At 68.4% G+C, this 17,800-nt stretch carries 14 protein-coding genes and 1 pseudogene; 4 read left to right on the plus strand and 11 right to left on the minus strand.

Annotated features, from left to right (window positions below; genetic code table 11):
* Nucleotides 1-53: 53 nt before the first annotated feature.
* The 3 genes from ABZT47_RS04115 to ABZT47_RS04125 all read right to left on the minus strand — a co-directional run bounded on the left by ABZT47_RS04115 (nt 54) and on the right by ABZT47_RS04125 (nt 3,497).
* Nucleotides 54-1,493 (minus strand): MFS transporter, encoded by a 1,440-nt coding sequence (locus tag ABZT47_RS04115; protein WP_354835963.1) that lies wholly within the window; start codon nt 1,491-1,493, stop codon nt 54-56.
* Between the two features lie 72 nt (nt 1,494-1,565).
* Nucleotides 1,566-2,792 (minus strand): metallophosphoesterase family protein, encoded by a 1,227-nt coding sequence (locus ABZT47_RS04120; protein ID WP_354835965.1) that lies wholly within the window; start codon nt 2,790-2,792, stop codon nt 1,566-1,568.
* Nucleotides 2,793-2,804: 12 nt separating this feature from the next.
* Nucleotides 2,805-3,497: a hypothetical protein gene (locus ABZT47_RS04125; RefSeq protein ID WP_354835967.1), complete on the minus strand. Its 693-nt coding sequence runs from the start codon at nt 3,495-3,497 to the stop codon at nt 2,805-2,807.
* 654 nt (nt 3,498-4,151) lie between these two features.
* Between ABZT47_RS04125 and ABZT47_RS04130 the strand changes: the two genes are divergently transcribed.
* Nucleotides 4,152-7,316 (plus strand): hypothetical protein, encoded by a 3,165-nt coding sequence (locus ABZT47_RS04130; RefSeq protein WP_354835969.1) that lies wholly within the window; start codon nt 4,152-4,154, stop codon nt 7,314-7,316.
* Between the two features lie 95 nt (nt 7,317-7,411).
* Complete coding sequence (locus ABZT47_RS04135) at nt 7,412-7,984, plus strand: hypothetical protein (RefSeq protein ID WP_354835971.1); 573 nt, start codon at nt 7,412-7,414, stop codon at nt 7,982-7,984.
* 374 nt (nt 7,985-8,358) lie between these two features.
* Here ABZT47_RS04135 and ABZT47_RS04140 read toward each other — a convergent pair.
* Nucleotides 8,359-8,520: pseudogene (locus tag ABZT47_RS04140) on the minus strand (ISL3 family transposase); the annotation flags it as partial.
* Nucleotides 8,521-8,772: 252 nt separating this feature from the next.
* On the opposite strand from ABZT47_RS04140, the gene ABZT47_RS04145 reads away from it, so the two are divergent.
* Both ABZT47_RS04145 and ABZT47_RS04150 read left to right on the plus strand, forming a co-directional pair.
* Nucleotides 8,773-9,303, plus strand: a complete 531-nt coding sequence (locus ABZT47_RS04145) for an alpha/beta hydrolase (protein ID WP_354835973.1) — start codon at nt 8,773-8,775, stop codon at nt 9,301-9,303.
* Nucleotides 9,300-9,590 carry an alpha/beta hydrolase gene (locus tag ABZT47_RS04150; RefSeq protein WP_354835975.1) on the plus strand — a complete coding sequence of 97 codons (291 nt, stop codon included), beginning with the start codon at nt 9,300-9,302 and terminating at the stop codon, nt 9,588-9,590. The genes ABZT47_RS04145 and ABZT47_RS04150 overlap by 4 nt, the downstream gene beginning before the upstream one ends.
* A 185-nt stretch (nt 9,591-9,775) precedes the next feature.
* Here the strand turns inward: ABZT47_RS04150 and ABZT47_RS04155 are convergent, their stop codons facing one another.
* From ABZT47_RS04155 to trxA, 7 genes are all read right to left on the minus strand, one after another.
* On the minus strand, nt 9,776-11,347 hold the full coding sequence (locus tag ABZT47_RS04155; RefSeq protein WP_354835977.1) for a carboxylesterase family protein: 1,572 nt from the start codon (nt 11,345-11,347) through the stop codon (nt 9,776-9,778).
* Nucleotides 11,348-11,843: 496 nt separating this feature from the next.
* Nucleotides 11,844-12,953 carry a hypothetical protein gene (locus ABZT47_RS04160; protein WP_354835979.1) on the minus strand — a complete coding sequence of 370 codons (1,110 nt, stop codon included), beginning with the start codon at nt 12,951-12,953 and terminating at the stop codon, nt 11,844-11,846.
* A gap of 341 nt (nt 12,954-13,294) precedes the next feature.
* Complete coding sequence (locus ABZT47_RS04165) at nt 13,295-13,765, minus strand: ester cyclase (protein ID WP_354835981.1); 471 nt, start codon at nt 13,763-13,765, stop codon at nt 13,295-13,297.
* A gap of 114 nt (nt 13,766-13,879) precedes the next feature.
* Complete coding sequence (locus ABZT47_RS04170) at nt 13,880-15,031, minus strand: glutathione-independent formaldehyde dehydrogenase (RefSeq protein ID WP_354835983.1); 1,152 nt, start codon at nt 15,029-15,031, stop codon at nt 13,880-13,882.
* A 189-nt stretch (nt 15,032-15,220) separates the two neighbouring features.
* Nucleotides 15,221-15,670 carry a DUF1931 family protein gene (locus ABZT47_RS04175; RefSeq protein WP_354835985.1) on the minus strand — a complete coding sequence of 150 codons (450 nt, stop codon included), beginning with the start codon at nt 15,668-15,670 and terminating at the stop codon, nt 15,221-15,223.
* A gap of 27 nt (nt 15,671-15,697) precedes the next feature.
* Complete coding sequence (locus tag ABZT47_RS04180; protein WP_354835987.1) at nt 15,698-17,371, minus strand: FAD-dependent oxidoreductase; 1,674 nt, start codon at nt 17,369-17,371, stop codon at nt 15,698-15,700.
* Complete coding sequence (gene trxA, locus ABZT47_RS04185; RefSeq protein WP_354835989.1) at nt 17,355-17,798, minus strand: thioredoxin; 444 nt, start codon at nt 17,796-17,798, stop codon at nt 17,355-17,357. The genes ABZT47_RS04180 and trxA overlap by 17 nt, the downstream gene beginning before the upstream one ends.
* Nucleotides 17,799-17,800 lie beyond the last annotated feature (2 nt).

Raw genomic sequence — 17,800 nt, forward strand, 5'->3', positions numbered from 1 at the left:
GGCGATCACCTTTCGGAGAGTCTGCGGCGACCGGGCGGGAGGGCGCCCGCGTCTCACTGTTCGGCGGGGACGCCCGCGCGGGCGGTGGTGCGACTGCTGAGGGAGCTCACGGCGGCGAGGGGTTTCCTCGCCCCGTCGACGCCGCCGGTCATCGTCCAGACGACGATGGCGGCGACTCCAAGAGCCCAGAAGGCCACGATGAGGAGATAACTCGGCGTGGGGCCGATATCGGCCGCGAGGCTCGGCAGGTACAGGGTCCCGTAGGCCGCGCCCAACCGTCCGACCGCGACGCTGATACCGATGCCGGCGGCGCGCAGGTGGGTCGGGAAGAGTTCCGTGAAGGTCGGATAGGCGGCGGTCCAGGCGCCGGTGGCGAAGGCGTTCGCGACCATGAACGCGACGAGCACCCACACCTTGCTGCCTGTCGTCGTGGCCGCCGCGAGGCCGCCGACGCTCGCGCCGGCGAGCGTGTAGTAGATGCCCACGGTCCAGCGGCGGCCGATGCGGTCGAAGGCGAGGGTCATGGCGACGCCGCCGACCACCGCTCCCACGTTACCGAGGATGAAGAAGAACGGGATCTCCGCGTCGGTGTAGTTCACCTCGGGCAGCACGACGATCGACAGCAGGGCGAAGATGCCGTAGTAGCCGAACGCCTCGGAAAGATCCAGGATGCACCCGAGGGCGAGCCGCGCCCGATAGTGCCGCACGAGTTCCACCAGCGCCAGCCGGAAGGCGGGAGGGCGGGGCTCGTCGGCGTCGGCGCGCGCCGGTGCCTCGGAGTCGATGCCCGCCTTCTCTTCGAGCCTGCGCAGGACGGCGTCGGCTTCGTTCAGCCGGCCCTGGGAGGCGAGCCACCGCGGCGATTCCGGCAGGGTCCGGCGGAACACCAGCACGATCAGGGCGAGCAACCCGCCGAGGGCGAAGCCGTACCGCCACGAGATCGTGCTCGCCAGGGCGAAGGTGTTGAGCAGAAGGTAGGCGATGAGCCCGCTCGCGATGGCGCCGATCGGCCAGAAGTTCATCACCGCGGCGGTGGCCTCGCCCCGCACCCGGGCCGGCATGAACTCCATGATGGCGGCATTGATGATCGCGTACTCCGCTCCGACACCCAGAGCCGTGAGGAACCGCAGGATATAGAGCATGTCCAGCGAGATGCTCAGCGCGGTGATCATCGTGAATCCGGCGTACCAGAGCAGGGTCGCGACGAACAGGCGGCGCCTGCCGAACCGATCGGCGAGATGACCGCCCGCGATGGCTCCGAACAGGATGCCCAGCAGCCACACCCAGTAGATCCGGGAGGACTGCTCGGTCGTGGCGTTGAAATGCTCGCTCATCGGGCCGATGACGCTGCCCACCAAGTTGACTTCGAGCGAGTCGAACAGCCAGCCCGCACCGAGCGCGAGCAGGATGCCGAGGTGGGAACCGCTCCAGCGCAGCCGGTCCAGGCGGGCGCCGATCGCGCCGGGGGTCAGGGTTTCGGGGGTACTGGTCATGTGCTCCCCTTGCGCGGGCCGGCCGCCCGGCCGTTTCCGGCCGGGCGGCTGTGTACATGGAGTCCGTCCCGCTCAGACCGCGCAGTAGCGCGGCGGCGTGAGCAGGCCCTGCTTCTGCAACTCGTTCAGCAGACGCCGCACCGTGGCGATCCGCGCCTCTCGCATGAAGGCCCCGGTGTGCGGCAGCTCCGGCGGGTGCCGCAGCATCGGCTCCTCGTCCATCAGGCGCGGATGCCAGAACCAGCCGGCACGGGTCAGGGTCAGCTCGGGGACCACGCTTCCCGAGCCTCCGATCCGCCGCAGGGGCGGCGGTTCGACCACGGCCCGCACCTGCGCCAACTCGGCCTGCGCCGCCGCTTCCGCCAGTTCCGCGGTCTCGATCGGGGACGTCTGGTACCAGATGTGGTCCGGCAGCAGCGGCGACCCCCAAAGAGAGCGCACCGGAATCGACGGATCAGGATCCGGCCACGCGCCATCCGGGAGACCGAGCGCCTGGAGCAGCACCTGGACGCTCGAATCGTAGATGTGGAACCGTCCGCGTGCCCGTTCATGGTTGGGGAGCACCTCCAGGCAGGTGGTCCACCAGCCGGTCCGGCTCGTGCGGGCGAACGCCTCCGGCAACCCGGCCTTGTCCAGCTCGTCGGCATGCGTGCGCCAGTCGTAGTGCAGGCGGACGATCTGCGCGCTGACCTGCCCGTCCTCGAAGTCGAGCAACGCGTAGCGGACCCGCCGGTCACCGTCGTTCGCCGGCCTGCCGATCACGCCGACGTTGACGACCAGGCTGTCGCCGACCCTGCGCTGCCACGGCAGACCGGAGTGCGTGCACAGGATGACATCGGCGCCGCTCCCGTCCACCCGCCGGCGATGTTCCCCCTCCGGGAGCGACTCCCACCAGAAGTCGTTCAGCCCGACGGTGGACCCGTGGACGAAGTGGACGTCGCAGCCGCCGATCTGCTCCCGCCGTTCGGTGGGCAACGTCCCCATCCAGTCCGCGAACGGCCGGCTGGTGTTGCGCAAGGTGTAGTCGTACATCACCTGGGCGTATTCCTGGTCACGCGGGTCGGGGTAGCCGCAACCGCAGTCGTCGGCGCCGGAGGCGATGGCGACGTCGTAGTTGCCCGCGACGCAGATGACGTCGTTTTCGGTCAGCAACGGCCAGACGGGTTCGGGCGCCGCCCCGTACCCGCCCAGGTCACCCAGGCAGTACACACGGTCGGCATTGTTGCGGTGGGCGTCCTCGATGAACGCGCGCAGCGCCCAGGGATTGGAGTAGACGCCCCCGCAAACGGCGATCCTCATCCGTGGCGTCGTTCAGCCGGCGCAGCCGCTGGCCTGATCCGTGGCGGGGGCACCACAGCACGACTCACTCTGGGCGAGCGGATGGGCGGGATCCATCGGCCGCAGGTCGCATCCCATCTGCTTGTCGAACACGACGAGCGTCCCGAACGCGAACTCGATCGGCCGCCGCCAGCCCTTCCAGTCCTCCGGCGGGTACACCCAGTGCTTCGACTTCACCTGGGTGTGGCAGCAGTGCACCGGCGCGGTGGCCCCGCCCTGCGGAACCTCACGCCAGCCGAGCTCCGCCGCGCGGTCGGGCACCTTCTCGAACGCCTCGTAGGTGGCCGTGGCCTCGTCCCGCATGTCGATGCCGACGTGGTCCATGAACGGCTTGGGCAGCGTCACCGCGCCGGACACCTGGTCGTCCTTCGCGATCGGAATCGACGAGAAGATGAGGTTGATCGCCGCGTCGGTAGAGTATTTGATATAGCCCGGCTCCGCATTCTCGGCGCGATATCCGAGTTCTTTCAGCTGGGCATGAGGAAGCTGGTCGACGTCCTCGACCTTGATGTGCGCGTGCACCGAGTCGGTGTATTTCAGGGCGTCCGCGTAGGGGAACTCCGGAGTGAGAACGGAGAGTATCTCGCTCCGCTCGACCTCGCTGATCAAACCGAGCGAACCCGCCTCCACCAGCACCTCGTCGACAGACGCGCGATCGAACTGCATGACGATCTCCCTCCATGACCTGCGGTGACACTTCTTTTCCGCGAGCCGGCGACTAATCACGCCGTGCCGCCGGCCGCCGCTCTCAGAGAAGCGCATCAACGATCAGCGCTCTGCGGCAACACTCTTTACTCTCATCTTTTCCATGCCCACAGAAAAGAGGTCGTCTCAGGCAGCATCGTGCCGTGGCAACATGCTGCCAGCACACAAACTCAAAACACCGAATAGAGCACCCGATCCCGGCCGATCTCCACCGCCCTCACGCAGCACCGCGACCGCTCCCCCCAACTGGTCCGCCCGCCCCGACACCGAGGGAGACCGTCCCAAAACAGGGAGGCACAGCACCGATCCGACGACGGGATGCCCAGGCTCGGGCCCTCGCCGGGATCGCCCACCACGGTCCGCCGGCCGCCGCGGGCGATCGTGCGGGAGACGTGTCGAGGACGACTGTGAGGCGTACCCGGCGCGCGCTCGTAGTCCTCGAGGTGGATCCTCACGCGGTCCTGGCAGCATCACCGCGCCGCTGGTCACGCGGATCCGAGGGGTTAAGGCAACCCCGATGTCACACCGGCCGCGGGTTATCCGGCGGAAACTCTCGTCCCCTACGCGTCTTTCTCTTGTGGACGCGGGGCGTTCGAGTGCGGGGAAATCGCGTGGATGCCCGACCAGGAGATGGTCATCAGCGTGTTCCGGCTCGGGAACGAGGCGTGCTTCGAATGGGCCCTGCTGCCGACTTCGGATCTGCATTACGACTATTTCCGGTTCGACGTGCTGTACCGGCGAGACACGGGCGCGCGGTTCGCGGGGCACGGGCACGCGAACATGAAGGTCCACGATTCGAAGAAGGGGCGGCAGTGGTCGTTCCTGCCGGCGTGGGGGGAATACGCGTTCCAGGCCAAGGGGTGTGACAATCCCACAGTCGGCTCCGAGGAAAGCCGGCAGGGCTGGACCGGTCCCGTCCATCTGACCGTGGGCGCGGCGAGCATCCCTGATCCCGGCGATCCGGCGGTCCTGGGGATGATCGCCGACCGGTGGCAGCTTTTCGGTGGCGTCGAAGGGCCGCTAGGACGTCCGATCGATACGGAGTCGGACGGCGGGGACGGCGCTCGCATGCAGACCTTCGAGCACGGCGTCATCACGACCTTTCCCCTGATCGACTCGGAGATGGCGGTCGTCGCACACCAGACCGGCGGGGCCCTCGAAGTGCACTGGGGGCACATCCCGGGCGCCATTTCGATGGAGACGCGTTTCGAGGCGACGCCCGCGGACAGCGAGCACCCCGATCCAGAGTTCGGCTTCTGGGTCAGGCCGACGGATCTGGACGCCTTCCGCTGGGCCTTCGACGGCTACAGCTCGGGCTACTTCCGGTTCTCTCCCGGCCGGGACGGGGTCGACCCGCGCACCCCCGGGACACCGCGGCCCTATCGGATCCGGATCACCGATTTCGTCGGCCGGGTCTTCCAGGCGCAGGTCCCCTTCGTCTTTCACGCCTATGACGTGTGGCTCGATCCGCCCGCGGTCGACGAGACACCTCAGCACGCGTTCGCCGCGCACAGCGACCGTCTGGACGCGGTGGCCGACCACTTCCTCCGGACGCGTCCGGTCGACTGGAGGGCGGTGCCGGACGGCGAGGACGTCACCTTTCACCTGTTCGCACTGCTGCACTCAATGACGCGTGACCCGGCGCATCGGAGCCCCGGACGGCCGCGCAGCAGCATCCTGGTGGCGTTGTGCCTGCGCGCGATCGTCGTCAAGAAGATGGGCACCGACGGCGACTACGACATGACCCTGAAAGGCCTGATGACCGTCGTCGGGCGTTACTCGGCGCTCCTGTCGCCCGGCCAGCTCGCCTCCATCATCGACGACCTGGTCCCGGAGGGGCATTACGGCGGCCACAACATCACGACCGAGACCCACCTGGTGACAGGTTTCGGGTTCAGTTTCCTGGGCGCGGAGACCGAGAACCACCAACTGATGATCGAGTCGTGCCGGTTCCTGGTGAACCAGGCGCTGTTCGAGCGCACAGGGGAGCCGATCTACAACAGCCTCGAGAACGGGCTGAGGGACTGGCTGCTCATCTTCATGCACAATATCGCCAAGCATGACTTCATGGAGTTCAACTCGCGCAGCTACCAGCGGCTGTCGGTGCATGCGCTGCTGAACCTGTGCGAGTTCTCGAAGGACTCCGCCGTCAAGACGGGCGCGGGGAACCTGCTCGACTTCGCCGCGGTGAAGTTCGCCGTCTCCAGCAGCCGGCTGCGTCACGTGGGCCCTTTCCGCCGGCAGAAGGAGAAACTCAACCGGCCCGACGACCGGGAGTTCAACGACCTCTACTGGAAGACGGGGCACCCGCAGACCGGCTTCTTCCTCATGTATCTGGGCCGGCCCGAGGCCTCCGGGAAGCCGTCTCGGTGGTTTCCCGACGGCTGGGTGGCCGAGGCGCTCATCGCGGGGACGTCCTCCTACCGGCCGCCGGCCGCGGCGTACCTGCTGGCGCTGACGCCCTACCCGGCGAGCCAGCATGTCTTCTTCCAGGGCCGCCGTCCGACATTCACGCTGGGCGAAGAGGCGGACCCGGGCGTCGAGATCTATTACAAGTCGCCGTCGTTCGTGGTCAGTGCGGGCGGGATGTTCCTCAACAGCGGTTACGGCAGCGACGAGCATGTCCAGGTCGCGACGGGCAGCAATGGCGTCGCCATCGCCCAGTCGACGGCATTGCTCCCCACCCGCGCTGACGTGACGTTCGCCGACCTCATCCGGTTCGACCGCTACCCGGATATCCAGGACAAGCGCCGTCCGGTCAATACCGGGGTGCATGAGGGGTTCGCCTGCGGGGCCAACCTGCGGATCCCCGAAAAGTGGCTGAACGCGACAGGCATCTCGCCCGCGGGGCCTTGGTGCGTGCTCGATCTGAACGTCGACCTGCCGGGCATGGGGCCGCTCGGCTTCTATGTGGCCGCTTTCCGGGCGCCGGTCTCCAACGAGAGCGACCTGCAGTCCCTGTACGGCGTGGCCCCGGAGAACGTCGGCTTCTTCTACGCCGTCGAAGCGGACACCGTCGGCATCGACTTCGAGACCTTCGAACAACGGACCCTCGGTCAGAATTCCTACCCGGGCGAGCTGGAGTACGGCGAGAAGTACACCTTCCACGCCCCCGACGGGCCGACATTCACGTTTCTCCTGAGAACCGAAGGCGACAAGTACCAGGCGCGAGTCCTGTCGAAGGACGACGACCTCCTGCCGGACTTCTCCAGCCGGCCCAGACTCGTCGATGGGCCGCATCTTCTCTCGCCGGACGGATTCGACGGGTACATCGAGATCCGCAACCCCGGCGACTGCCGGACGGCGCTCGTCCTCGACTACCGCGATCCCATGCACCCGGTCCGCTTGGATAATTCAGCCGCATGCCCGCAGTGGGATCTGGACACGATCGCCGCGTTCGGGGAACGCGCCCGTTACCTGTTCGAAAAGGGCCGGTACGATGACGCCCTGCGGACGACGAAGAACGGCGTCGCCCATTTCCAGAACGTCATCGCCGTCAATCCGGGCACCACCATCGAGCCGTTGCGGAAGATAGCCGAGATGTGGTTGGGGATCGCCACGGCCGTGCATCCCGGGAACATCCCCGTCCAGCGCGCGGCGGCGGACAACGCCTGGAGATCCTGCGTTACCTGGCGACGCGCCCGGGAGCGGACGACGCGCAACGCGCGCTTCTGGCGCCGCGGATCGCCGTTCTCACCGGGCTCCTGGCATTCGGATCGCCCACGACGCGCCTGGCCGGCGAAGCCGCCGCGCTGGTCCGCCACCTCCACGGGGGCCTGACCGACCGTGACCACCGGCTCGACATCGCCGCCTCCTGGACCGGCGAATCCCTCTTCCATCACGAGGTCTCCTTCAACCCGGGCAATCCCGACCCGGTGGCCGAACAGCTCCTCCAGCGGACGACCGCGGCCGAGGCCGCCGCCGTCGTCTTCTCCATGGCCCGCTCGCTGCCCGACCCGTCGCTGACCGTCTCGGACCTGCAGCGCATGGCCGACATACTGACCCGCCTTATGAGCCTGCTCACTTACGGTGGTCCGGACTCGGCCCCAAGCGTCGAGGCGGCCGAACTGGCCCGGTTCGTCTACGCCCACCTGACCGACCGCGACCATCGCATCGACACCGCCGCGATCTGGGCCGCCCTTTCCCTGCGTCACCACGAGACGTCCGTCCACCCTCAGAACCCCGACCCGAAGGCCGAGCAGCTCCTGCAACGCCGAGCCGCGGCCGAAGCCGCCGCTGTCATCTTCCCCCTGGCCGAAGCCCTCCCCGACCCGTCGCTCACCGTCTCGGACCTACGGAGCATGGCCGACATGCTCGACAAACTCACAACGCTGCTCACCTTCGGCGCTCCTACCCCACCCGACCCCGAGACGGTCGCCCTCCAAGCCCTCTCCACCCGAGCGGCCACCCTCCGCGACCACATCCGCGCCCTTCTCGGCACGCCGTAAGCCACCAGGTAAGACTCCCCGCTGCGGACCACTCCTTCATGAGGTGCCCTTTTTTCATCGCCTGGATAAAGACACCGAAGACCCGAGTGACCGGGCGCTATCCGGGCTGTTGACAGGTGCCCGGACAGCGATCAAAGTATGCGTCTGTACCCCTCAATGCAGCACTCGTAAAGCGGCTCGGCAGCGCGCCGGGTGGAAGACCCGGCCGCGCATGTGGACCGGGCCGAAATCAAGTCGCATGGAGGTGGAGATTGGCCGGCATTCAGCGGGGCACCACCAACGCTCCGACCGTCACCGAAGGCTGGCGCTTCATCGCGGGCTGACCGAAGCCGGCACAGACGCAGCGGAGACACCGAGACCGTCTACCGCCACCAGATCAGGCCAACGCCGGCGCATCCGGCCGGCTCGCGGGGCACCGCACCGATCTGGCGGGTCAAGCGAGATGTACGCCGCTGGTCACGCTCCAGCACATCGGGGAGTCGCTCGCGGAAGGTCTGGCGGCAGCCACGGGTCGGGCAGACAAGCATCCTGCCGCGATCGGCCCCCTTCCAGAGCCCGGAGCGGACACAACCCGAGAGGAGTCGAACAAGCTCGATGACCTGCGCGGATGACATCATCGGCAGATACAGAGTCCCGTCATCCGCGTGCGGGTGAAGCCGGCTTGACGGTTTGTCACTCGGCTGTCGATCGCTCGGGACGCGGCACTCACAAGAAATCAAGTGGTCCGTCGTTCGAGGCGCTGGACCGCGATGGATACCGCGGCAGAGACCACGAGAGAGGTACCGGCGATGCCTACCATCACCACTCCGGACGGCGTGGAGATCTTCTACAAGGACTGGGGGTCCGGTCAGCCGATCATCTTCAGCCATGGCTGGCCCTTGTCGGCCGACGACTGGGACGCCCAGATGACGTTCTTCCTCCACCGCGGCTACAGGGTGATCGCCCATGACCGGCGCGGGCACGGGCGGTCCGACCAGGTCGGCACCGGCAACGACATGCACCACTGGGTCGCCGACCTCGCCGCACTGACCGAACACCTCGGCGTGCGCGACGCGATTCACATCGGGCACTCCACCGGCGGCGGCGAGGTGGCCCGCTATGTCGCTCGCTACGAGAAGCGGGTCGCCAAGGCAGTGCTGGTGGCCTCGTTGACCCCGAACATGGTGAAGACCGACGCGAACCCTGGCGGTCAGCCGCAGGAGTGGTTCGATGCGGTCAAGTCCGGCTTGTTGGGAACCGGTCGGAGTTCTACCGGGCAGTGCCGGAGGGTCCGTTCTACGGATTCAACCGTCCGGGCGCCGAGCCGTCCAAGGCGGTGATCGCGAACTGGTGGCGGCAGGGCATGGCCGGCAGCGCCCAGGCCCACTACGAGACGGTCTTCTCGTGGCTGGAGGACTACACCGCGGATCTGAAGAAGATCACCGTGCCGGTCCTAGTCATGCACGGCGACGACGACCAGATCGTCCCGTTCGCCAGTTCCGTGCCGCGCGCGGTCGACCTGCTCGCGAACGGTGTGCTGAAGGCATACCCAGGCTTCCCGCACGGCATGCTGACCACCCACGCGGACGTCCTCAACCCCGACCTTCTCGCGTTCATCGAATCCTGACCGGACGAAGGCGGCCTGCAGACGGCGACCGTTCGCAGCCGAGGGACACCGACGTCAATTGCCTGCCGAGAAGCTGATGGAGACCATCAGCTCCTCGGCGCGACGGGCGAACGTCAGGGCTGATCCAACGGTGGCAGGCGGTCGTCGCCGTGACACGCCTCCCGCCGATGACACCAGCCGTCGACTCAGAGCAGGGAATCCCAGAAGTCGCAGTTGTGTCGGGTGTTCAGGTCGGCGGTGCGTACGCCGCCCGGTTCCAGCGACCGCACCAGCGGCACCCGCGGCCAGACGGCGTCCGGCTTACCCGCGGCGGCGAAGCGGCTCCAGTAGCCGATCATCGTGTCCGCCAGCCGTCGCTGGTCCGGCCTCAGGGTGACGTCCAGGCCCACGATATCGTGCAGGTAGGGCAGCTCCGAGGCGTGGTAGGCCCCGAGCGGGAAGTCCGGCGACTGCGGGAACTCGAACGACTGCGGTGCGTCTCGGTCGGCGAACTCGTACCCGTAGACCGGCACCCAGCGGGCGAGCACCTGGTCGTTGCGCCGGTTCGGGCAGGCGTAGCCGCGGTCGGTCATCACCGAGCCCAAGGCCTGACGTGGCGAGGTTCCCGCCGGGTAGAGCTCGGCCACCCGTTCGGCGTCGCCGCCGAAGGAGACCGCGAGCAGGCCCCGGTAGGCGGTCTCGTCCAGAGGTGGGTACGTGGCGGCGAAGAACGCGCCCTCGTCGCGGGTCGTCCCCGCGAGCACCGGTACGCGGTTGAACGCGCCGTCGCGCAGTGCCCGCGCGGGATGGACGGGAAGCGTGGGCGTGCCGTACGCCGGGCTCCAGAACACCGGCGGCTGTTGCGGCGCCAGCAGGTCGGCCACCGGGACCCGGCGCAGGCATTCCAGTGCCGTGGCCGGATCGGCGCAGCCGAGCCGGGGCGCCACCCGGGAGCCGATGCTCTCGACGAGCGCGCGCGGCTTCCAGGTGTCGTACTCGGCGCCCACGCCGGGGAAGATCACGTCGGGCACGTTCAGCTCGGTGCAGGACCCGCTCTGGATCACCATGCGGTGGAAGAGCCCGCGCGCCGCCGGCGAGGTGAGCTGGGCGCACATGCTGTCACCTCCCGCGGACTCGCCGAACAGCGTCACCCGGCCGGGATCCCCGCCGAACGCCACCGCGTTGCGGCGTACCCAGCGCAGCGCCGCCTGCTGGTCCATGAGCCCGAAGGTGCCCGAGCCGGCCAGTCCCGGATACCCGAAGAACCCGAAGGCGCCCAGCCGGTAGTTGATCGTGACGACCACGACGTCACCCTGGACGGCCAGGCGCCGCTCGTCGTAGTCGCTGCCGGAGCCGCCGGTGAAACCGCCCCCGTGCACCCAGACCATGACCGGCCGGAGGCCGCGGGAGCTTCGCGGCGTGGTGACATTGAGGTAGAGGCAGTCTTCGGAGGCGCTGCCCGGTAGCCCGGAGATGGCGTCGGCGTTCTGCGCGCAGCGGTTCCCCGGCCGGGCGGCGTCGCGTACCCCCCGCCACGGCTGCGCCGGACGCGGCGGCGCCCACCGTAACGCGCCGACCGGCGGCGCGGCGAAGGGGATGCCCTGGAAGAGGCGGTGATCGGCGGCGACGGTGCCGCGCACCGCGCCCGCCTCGGTCTTGACGACGGCGCCTTCGGTGGATCTCGCGGTATCCGCCTGGGCGGGCACACCCATCGTCGAACAGGCCATCGCCGCCGAGATCACGGCCAGAACTCTGCGGCTCGTCTTCGAGATGTTCATGGTCATGATGATGAGCCTGTGGCTGTGCCGGAAGAACCCGCTTGGGTACCCGGCCGAGGTGCACCTATCTCCACCCCCAGGGTGTGGCCGCCAACGAGGATGCGTGGTAGGCCCCCGACGGATACCGCGCCCGGCGGGCCGTCGGCGACCGGCTGTTCCGTCCTCGCGCCGTGTCCGGCGGAACAGCGACGGCACAGGGGGCGATGCGGGGTGCTCGCCGGAAGGCCGTGATCACTGAACCTGCAGGCCGGTGACGGCGCGGCCTATCAGGAGGCGCTGGATCTCGTGCCGACAAGCTCCAGCCACTCCAGGACCTCCTCTACGATCACGGTAAGCGGCAGAACGGTGCTAACCCGCGAGAAGGTCGTCCTCGAACCCTGACGACCACCCGCATCCGACCCGCGGCGAGCGTGTTGGCCGGATGCGGGTCTGTCCGGCGGCGCTGGTCTGCGGTGCCCGTCCGGCAGTGCGGACGAGCCCTGCCCCGGGGCGGGAACTATGCCTCCTTCTCGTCCCGCCAGCCGCCGGGTTCGGGATAGTAGCCGTAAGCGGCGGCCCGCACCGTTTCCTCGTCCTCCAGCCCGGAGCCGATCGTGCCGCCGACGGTGGCCAGCGAGCTGATGATCCAGGCCAGTATCAGGTAGTCGGTGAAATCGACCGACCGCCGCAGGGTCTGTTCCAGCACGGATGTGTCGATCAGCAGCGCTGCGGCGAGTATCGTTCCGGCGAACAGCACCAGATAGGACACCGCGGTGGCCAGGGTGAGGGTGAGGATCGTGCCCAGGTTGAACAGCCGGGCCAGTTCAGCCGGTGTCTCCTGGTCCGGTTTCTTCCATAGGTCGTGCGCGACGATCAGCCAGGCCACCAGCGCGGTCAGCCCGAGGATCATGATCAGGGCGAGGCGGAGTCCGCCGAGCGCATCGCCCATCTGCCAGATGGTGTCGGTGGTGAGCGCGAACGCGGCCGTGCCGAAGGCGCCGACCAGCAGTTTGGACAGGCCCAGCAGGGCGCGCCCCGGGCGGTTGGCCCGGACCATTCCGGTCACCAGCCGCACCCGGCCGATCAGCCGCGAGGCGACGTAGCCCAGTTCCCCGGCATCAGCCTCGCCGACCACCCGGTGAATGGCGGCGACCTGGCCGGTCAGCTCGGCCGGCGCCCAACCGGCCAGCAGCACCCGCTCCTCGGTGGCGTCGGTGAGTAGCCGGCCCACGAGACCCGGAACGGCTGCGCGGACCGCTCGCAGCTGGCGCAGCCCCAGCGCGGGCAAGGACACCATCGCGACTCGGCGCCGGGCGGACGTCTGCGCGACCAGCGGCACCCGCTCGGCGTGCAGCGGCAGGTCGGTCAGGCAGATCGCGACGTCCCACCGGGCGTCGGCGCGCCGACTGGCAAGATCGTCGAGTAGCCCCTCAACGCCGCCGTCGCGCCGCGGAGCCACTTCACCCCAGCCTTCACGGACGATCCACCGCACGTCCGCGTCCACCTGCTCGGCGAGCCGGTCGGCCAGCTCGGCGGTGAGCCGCGCAACCACCAGGGCCGGGTAGTCCGGCGGGGTCGCCACGAGTCCGACGACGATCTCCGGCCGACGCTGATCACTGGTGGCCATTGGCGCTCCTCGCCGGTACGGGCTCCGTCGGCGGCCATCGACTGCCGACGCGCGGTGATGTCCGGGTGGAAGAACCCGTCCAGCCGGGCGTCGCCGGAGGCGGCGCTGAAGCGGCCGCGTTGCCGTCGGTGAGTAAGTTCACCGGCATGGCGCACCCTTTCGGTGAGCGCCTCGTACCGAGGAAGGCGCGGCACTCGGTACCCATCGGCGGACGAGCTGGTCGCCCTTCCGCGGTGCCGACGGGCGGCCCGGAACCGGCGGCGGACCACCGTCAGCAGAGTGGGACGGGCGCCCCCGGAGCCGCCCGACAGCCACGCCGAACGGCTGGCGACATCGAATCCTCAGTCGCCGGGCGACGGCCGTCCCTCACCCGCGGACGATGAGCGATCATTGAAGACGAGTTCGCCACCAAGCTGGCTGAACAGCTCAAGTTGGTCGTAGTAGATCCGATGAGTAATGATCTTGTTGTTGCCGACGGAGCAGGTGCTGGTGCCGCGAACGGCGACGGGACGGCCGGTTCCGTCCAGCACCCCCCCGCCGGGCAGCGCCAAAGGCCCGTCATGCGTGCCGGTGAGCATCCATTCGGTCACCGCGGGATCGGCGCAGAGCACTATGTGCCAGACCGTCATGCGCAGGTCCGAAAACCCTTTGAAGATCTCCTCGTAGAACGAGGCGATCTGGTCGTGTCCTTCCGCGACGCCCTCTGGTGTCACCAGGACCCCATCTTTGCTGTGGCACTGCAGAATACGATCCAGATCGTGGGCGTTGAAGGCCTCGAACAGCTTGCTCTTGAGCGTGCGAGCGTCGCTCATGATCATCACCTCCCTTGATGGGGCCTTCGGAAGCGCCATTACGGCGGCCGGCCTTCGCCCTGGGCTGGTCGGCACGATGCCGTGCAGTCGTGACGGTGGTCCGGGCGCCGCTTGTCAGCTGAGCTCGCCGGGATGGATGAGGACCTTGGTCCAGCCGAGATCCCGCCGGTCGAAGTGCTCGTAGCCGTCCGGTGCCTCGTCCAGGTCCAGTTCGTGCGAGACGACCCAGGACGGCCGGGCCTTCCCTTCGTGGATGAGTGTCATGAGCGCCCGGTTGTAGCGCTTCACACTGCACTGGCCATTGCCGATCGTCTGACCCTTGAACCAGAACATCCCGTAGTCGAACGCGATCTCGCCCTGCTTGTAGAGATCGTCCGGGCTGCCGGGGTCGGTGGGGATGAAAACGCCGACGACGCCGATGCTCCCGGTGAACTTGACCGATCGGACGAGGTTGTTGAGCGTCATGTTGGGGTGCTCGTGCCCCTGCGGGTCGTGCGCCTGGTAGCCCACGCACTCGCAGCCCCGGTCGGCGCCCAGGCCCTTGGTGAGCTCCATGACCTGATCGACCGGTGACGACCGGGAGTCGTCGATCGCGATCGCGCCGATCTCCTCGGCTTTGGCGAGCCGGTCGGGGTGACGGTCGACGACCATCACCTTGCTCGCGCTCTTGAGCGTCGCGGAGTAGGCGGCCATCAGCCCGACGGGCCCCGCCCCGTAGATCACGACCGAGTCGCCCGCCTCCACTTGGGCGAGTTGGGTCGCGTGCCAGCCGGTCGGCCAGATGTCGGCGAGCATCACGTAGTCGTTCTGCTTCTCCTTCGCGTCGTCCGGAAGGACGAGGCAGTTGAAGTCGCCGTACGGCACGCGCAACAGCTCGGCCTGGCCGCCGTTGTAGGGCCCCATGTCCGCGAAGCCGTACGCCGCCCCGGCCATGCCCGGCTCAGGATTGGTGGTGAGGCAGTAGGCCGTCACGCCCTTTTCACAGTTCGCGCAGAAGCCGCACGCGATGTTGAACGGCATGCAGACCACGTCGCCGACGCGGACGTGGTCGACGGCCGATCCGACCTCGGCCACTTCGCCGAGATTCTCGTGACCGAGGACGCGGCCCGTCTCGAAGTCGGTCCGGCCTTCGTACATGTGCAGGTCCGACCCGCAGATGTTGGTCGTGGTGATGCGAACCAGGACATCGGTGGGCCGCTCTATGCGCGCGTCTGGGACCTGCTCCACGTTGACCTGCCGAGGTCCGTTGTACACGACTGCTCTCATGATTCCTCCCATGCGTTTGACTGCGAAGGATCGCCTTACCCGTCAGCGACGGGATGGAAGGTTCTTCGCCGTACAGCGGGTCAACGGTTCGTTCCTCCTTCCCTGCTCGCCATGACCGCGCCCCTGGCAGGACGCGGCTCCGAACTCGCCGGGCGTTCGGAGCTGATCGCCGAGGTGGTCCCGATCGCCTCAGAGCAGCAGATCGAAGACTCCTGTCGTGCGCTCCCACTGCTCGGTCGCGGGGTTCTTCACATCCGGATCCACGATCGTGAAAGTCTGAGCCAGTGCCACTGACAGGCCGCCGACAATCTCGGGCAAGCGGCCGACGGTCTCCTCGGCGACCGACAGGTCGAGCGGAGGCAACGCGGCGAGCTGCTCCAGGATGGGTTTCAGCTCGATGTCCTCATCGAGAAGACGGAACCGGTGGATGCTCTCCTGGAGGCCCTTGGTGATGGGCAGATCCCAGGGTTCGATGATGTCGCGACCGTTCGCCTTGGCGTGGGCCTGACCGATCACCAGGAGGTCGTATACCTTGTCGTTCACGAAGTCGCCGTAGCGCCGCAGATCGTCCTTGTCGACATCGACACCTGCGGCGCTGCGGAAGAAGCGCTCGAATTTCGACACCGCCATGACAACCATGGAGGTCTCCTTCCTTCCGGCCCGGAGTCACTCTCCGGCCTGGAGGTAGTCGTGGATCAGCCGTACGGCCATGGCGCCTTCACCGACCGCCGCGGCCACCCGCTTGACCGACCCGCTCCGCACGTCCCCGGCCGCGAACACGCCCGCGCTGCTCGTCTCCAGCGGGAACGGCCGGCCGACGGAGTCGGGCACGCCTTCCTTGCCCGACCGGCCGGCGTCCGCGCCCGTCAGTATGTAGCCCCGCAGGTCGAGCGCGATCTCGTCGGCCAGCCAGGCGGTGTACGGCTCCGCGCCGATGAAGATGAACATCGCGCGGGCCTCGATCGTGGAACGCTCGCCGGTGCGGTTGTTCTCGGCGATGACCGCGGCGAGCCTGTCTTCCCCGATCAGCTCCCGGACCTCGGTGTTCAGCATGGTCTGGATCCGGGGGTGCCGTTCGATCTCGACGGCCAGGTAGCGGGACATGTTCCTGGACAGCGCTTCGTCCCGCACGAGCAGCCGCACGCACGCGGCGTGCCGGGCCAGGAACAGGGCGGCCTGACCGGCCGAGTTGCCGCCGCCCACGACGACGATCGAGTCCCGCTCGCACATCTGGGCTTCGAACATGGTCGCCGCGTAGTAGACGCTCGTGGACTCCAACCTTTCCAGGTTCCCCACGTCGAGCCTGCGGTAGCGGACGCCGGTGGCGATGATCAGAGTGCGCGCGTGGATCGTTCCTCCCTCCCCTACGGTGACGATGTGATCGCCCGCGTTCAGGTGCAGTCCGCATGCCTGTGCGGGAACGTAGAAGCGCGCGCCGAACTTGCCGGCCTGGATCGCCGCCCGCTCCGCCAGCTCACCGCCGGAGATCCCGGACGGGAAGCCGAGGTAGTTCTCGATCCGTGAGGAGGTGCCCGCCTGGCCGCCCGTCGCGACATTGTCCAGGACCATCGTCGCGAGGCCCTCCGACGCCCCGTAGACCGCCGCCGCCAGTCCCGCCGGCCCGGCCCCGATGACGAGCAGGTCGCAGTGGGTCTCCTCCTGTACCCGTGGTGCGGACAGCCCGATCGCCCGGGCGAGCTCCGCGTTGCTCGGGTTGCGGAGCACCGTCTCACCACGCCAGATCACGACCGGGGTCTCCTCCGGGGTGACGCCCATGCTCCGCAGGAACCGCTCTGCCTCTTGGTCCTGCTCCAGGTCGATCCACCGGTGCGGCAGCCGGTTGCGTGCCGCGAACTCCCGCAGCCGCCGGGAGTCGGCCGAGAAGCGGGAGCCGATGATGCGGAAGCCGGCCCCCAGTCCGATGAGCATCGTGCGGCGGATGAGGTAGGCCCGCAGGATGAGGTCGCCGAGTGCCGGTTCCCCGGCGACCAGGCGGCGCAGCGCGTCCGCCGGCACGGCGAGGACCTCGCCGTCCTCGGCCACCACGCCGGTGACGAAGCCCACCTGGCCGGTGAGCACGTTGAGCTCTCCCAGGAACCGGCCTGCCCCGTGGACGCCGATCACCTGATCGTCGACTCCGAATCCCTCGACCGTCGCCACCTTGCCGGCCAGGACCGTGAAGAACTCGGCGCACGGAAGGCCCTCCGCGTACAGGACCTCATCCTGGTGGACCCGGCGCCGCTCGCCGTGCGGGGCCAGCGCCTGGAGCTGCGCGTCACTCAGCCGCGGGTAAGCCCCTTGCGGGTCCGGCGTCTCGCAGAGCTCAGGCGGCCAGCGCATGGTCCACCCATTCGCGCAGGGCGGGAGCCGGCGCCGCGCCCGATCGCCGGCTGAGGACCCGGCCCTGATGGATCACGACAAGCGTCGGGATGGCCTGTACGTCGAAGCGTTCCGAGAGCCTGGGCGCTTCGTCCACGTTCACCTTCACCAGCTTCAGGCGACCGGCCAGATCGGCCGCGACCTGCTCCAGCGCCGGGCTGACCATGCGGCACGGCCCGCACCAGGGTGCCCAGAAGTCGACGACCACCGGAATCCGGGCCGCCTCGACGACCTCGCTGAAGTCACCGTCCCCGGCCTCGGTGACCCAGGGAAGCGGCTGGTGGCAGTAGCCGCACTGCGGGATTCCCGACGCAGCACTGGGCAACCGGTTCTTCCGCCCGCATTTCGGGCATCGGACGACGCTCGCGTCCTTGGTCTGTGACCGCATGG

Origin of the sequence: Sphaerisporangium sp. NPDC005289 (assembly GCF_040607455.1) — a bacterium.
Lineage (GTDB): Bacteria > Actinomycetota > Actinomycetes > Streptosporangiales > Streptosporangiaceae > Sphaerisporangium > Sphaerisporangium rhizosphaerae.

Coding starts and splice junctions, on each gene's coding strand:
- ABZT47_RS04115 (WP_354835963.1), bottom strand. CDS start 1,493: ATGACCAGTACCCCCGAAACCCTGACCCCCGGCGCGATCGGCGCCCGC.
- ABZT47_RS04120 (WP_354835965.1), bottom strand. CDS start 2,792: ATGAGGATCGCCGTTTGCGGGGGCGTCTACTCCAATCCCTGGGCGCTG.
- ABZT47_RS04125 (WP_354835967.1), bottom strand. CDS start 3,497: ATGCAGTTCGATCGCGCGTCTGTCGACGAGGTGCTGGTGGAGGCGGGT.
- ABZT47_RS04130 (WP_354835969.1), top strand. CDS start 4,152: ATGCCCGACCAGGAGATGGTCATCAGCGTGTTCCGGCTCGGGAACGAG.
- ABZT47_RS04145 (WP_354835973.1), top strand. CDS start 8,773: ATGCCTACCATCACCACTCCGGACGGCGTGGAGATCTTCTACAAGGAC.
- ABZT47_RS04155 (WP_354835977.1), bottom strand. CDS start 11,347: ATGAACATCTCGAAGACGAGCCGCAGAGTTCTGGCCGTGATCTCGGCG.
- ABZT47_RS04160 (WP_354835979.1), bottom strand. CDS start 12,953: ATGGCCACCAGTGATCAGCGTCGGCCGGAGATCGTCGTCGGACTCGTG.
- ABZT47_RS04165 (WP_354835981.1), bottom strand. CDS start 13,765: ATGAGCGACGCTCGCACGCTCAAGAGCAAGCTGTTCGAGGCCTTCAAC.
- ABZT47_RS04170 (WP_354835983.1), bottom strand. CDS start 15,031: ATGAGAGCAGTCGTGTACAACGGACCTCGGCAGGTCAACGTGGAGCAG.
- ABZT47_RS04175 (WP_354835985.1), bottom strand. CDS start 15,670: ATGGTTGTCATGGCGGTGTCGAAATTCGAGCGCTTCTTCCGCAGCGCC.
- ABZT47_RS04180 (WP_354835987.1), bottom strand. CDS start 17,371: ATGCGCTGGCCGCCTGAGCTCTGCGAGACGCCGGACCCGCAAGGGGCT.
- trxA (WP_354835989.1), bottom strand. CDS start 17,798: ATGCGGTCACAGACCAAGGACGCGAGCGTCGTCCGATGCCCGAAATGC.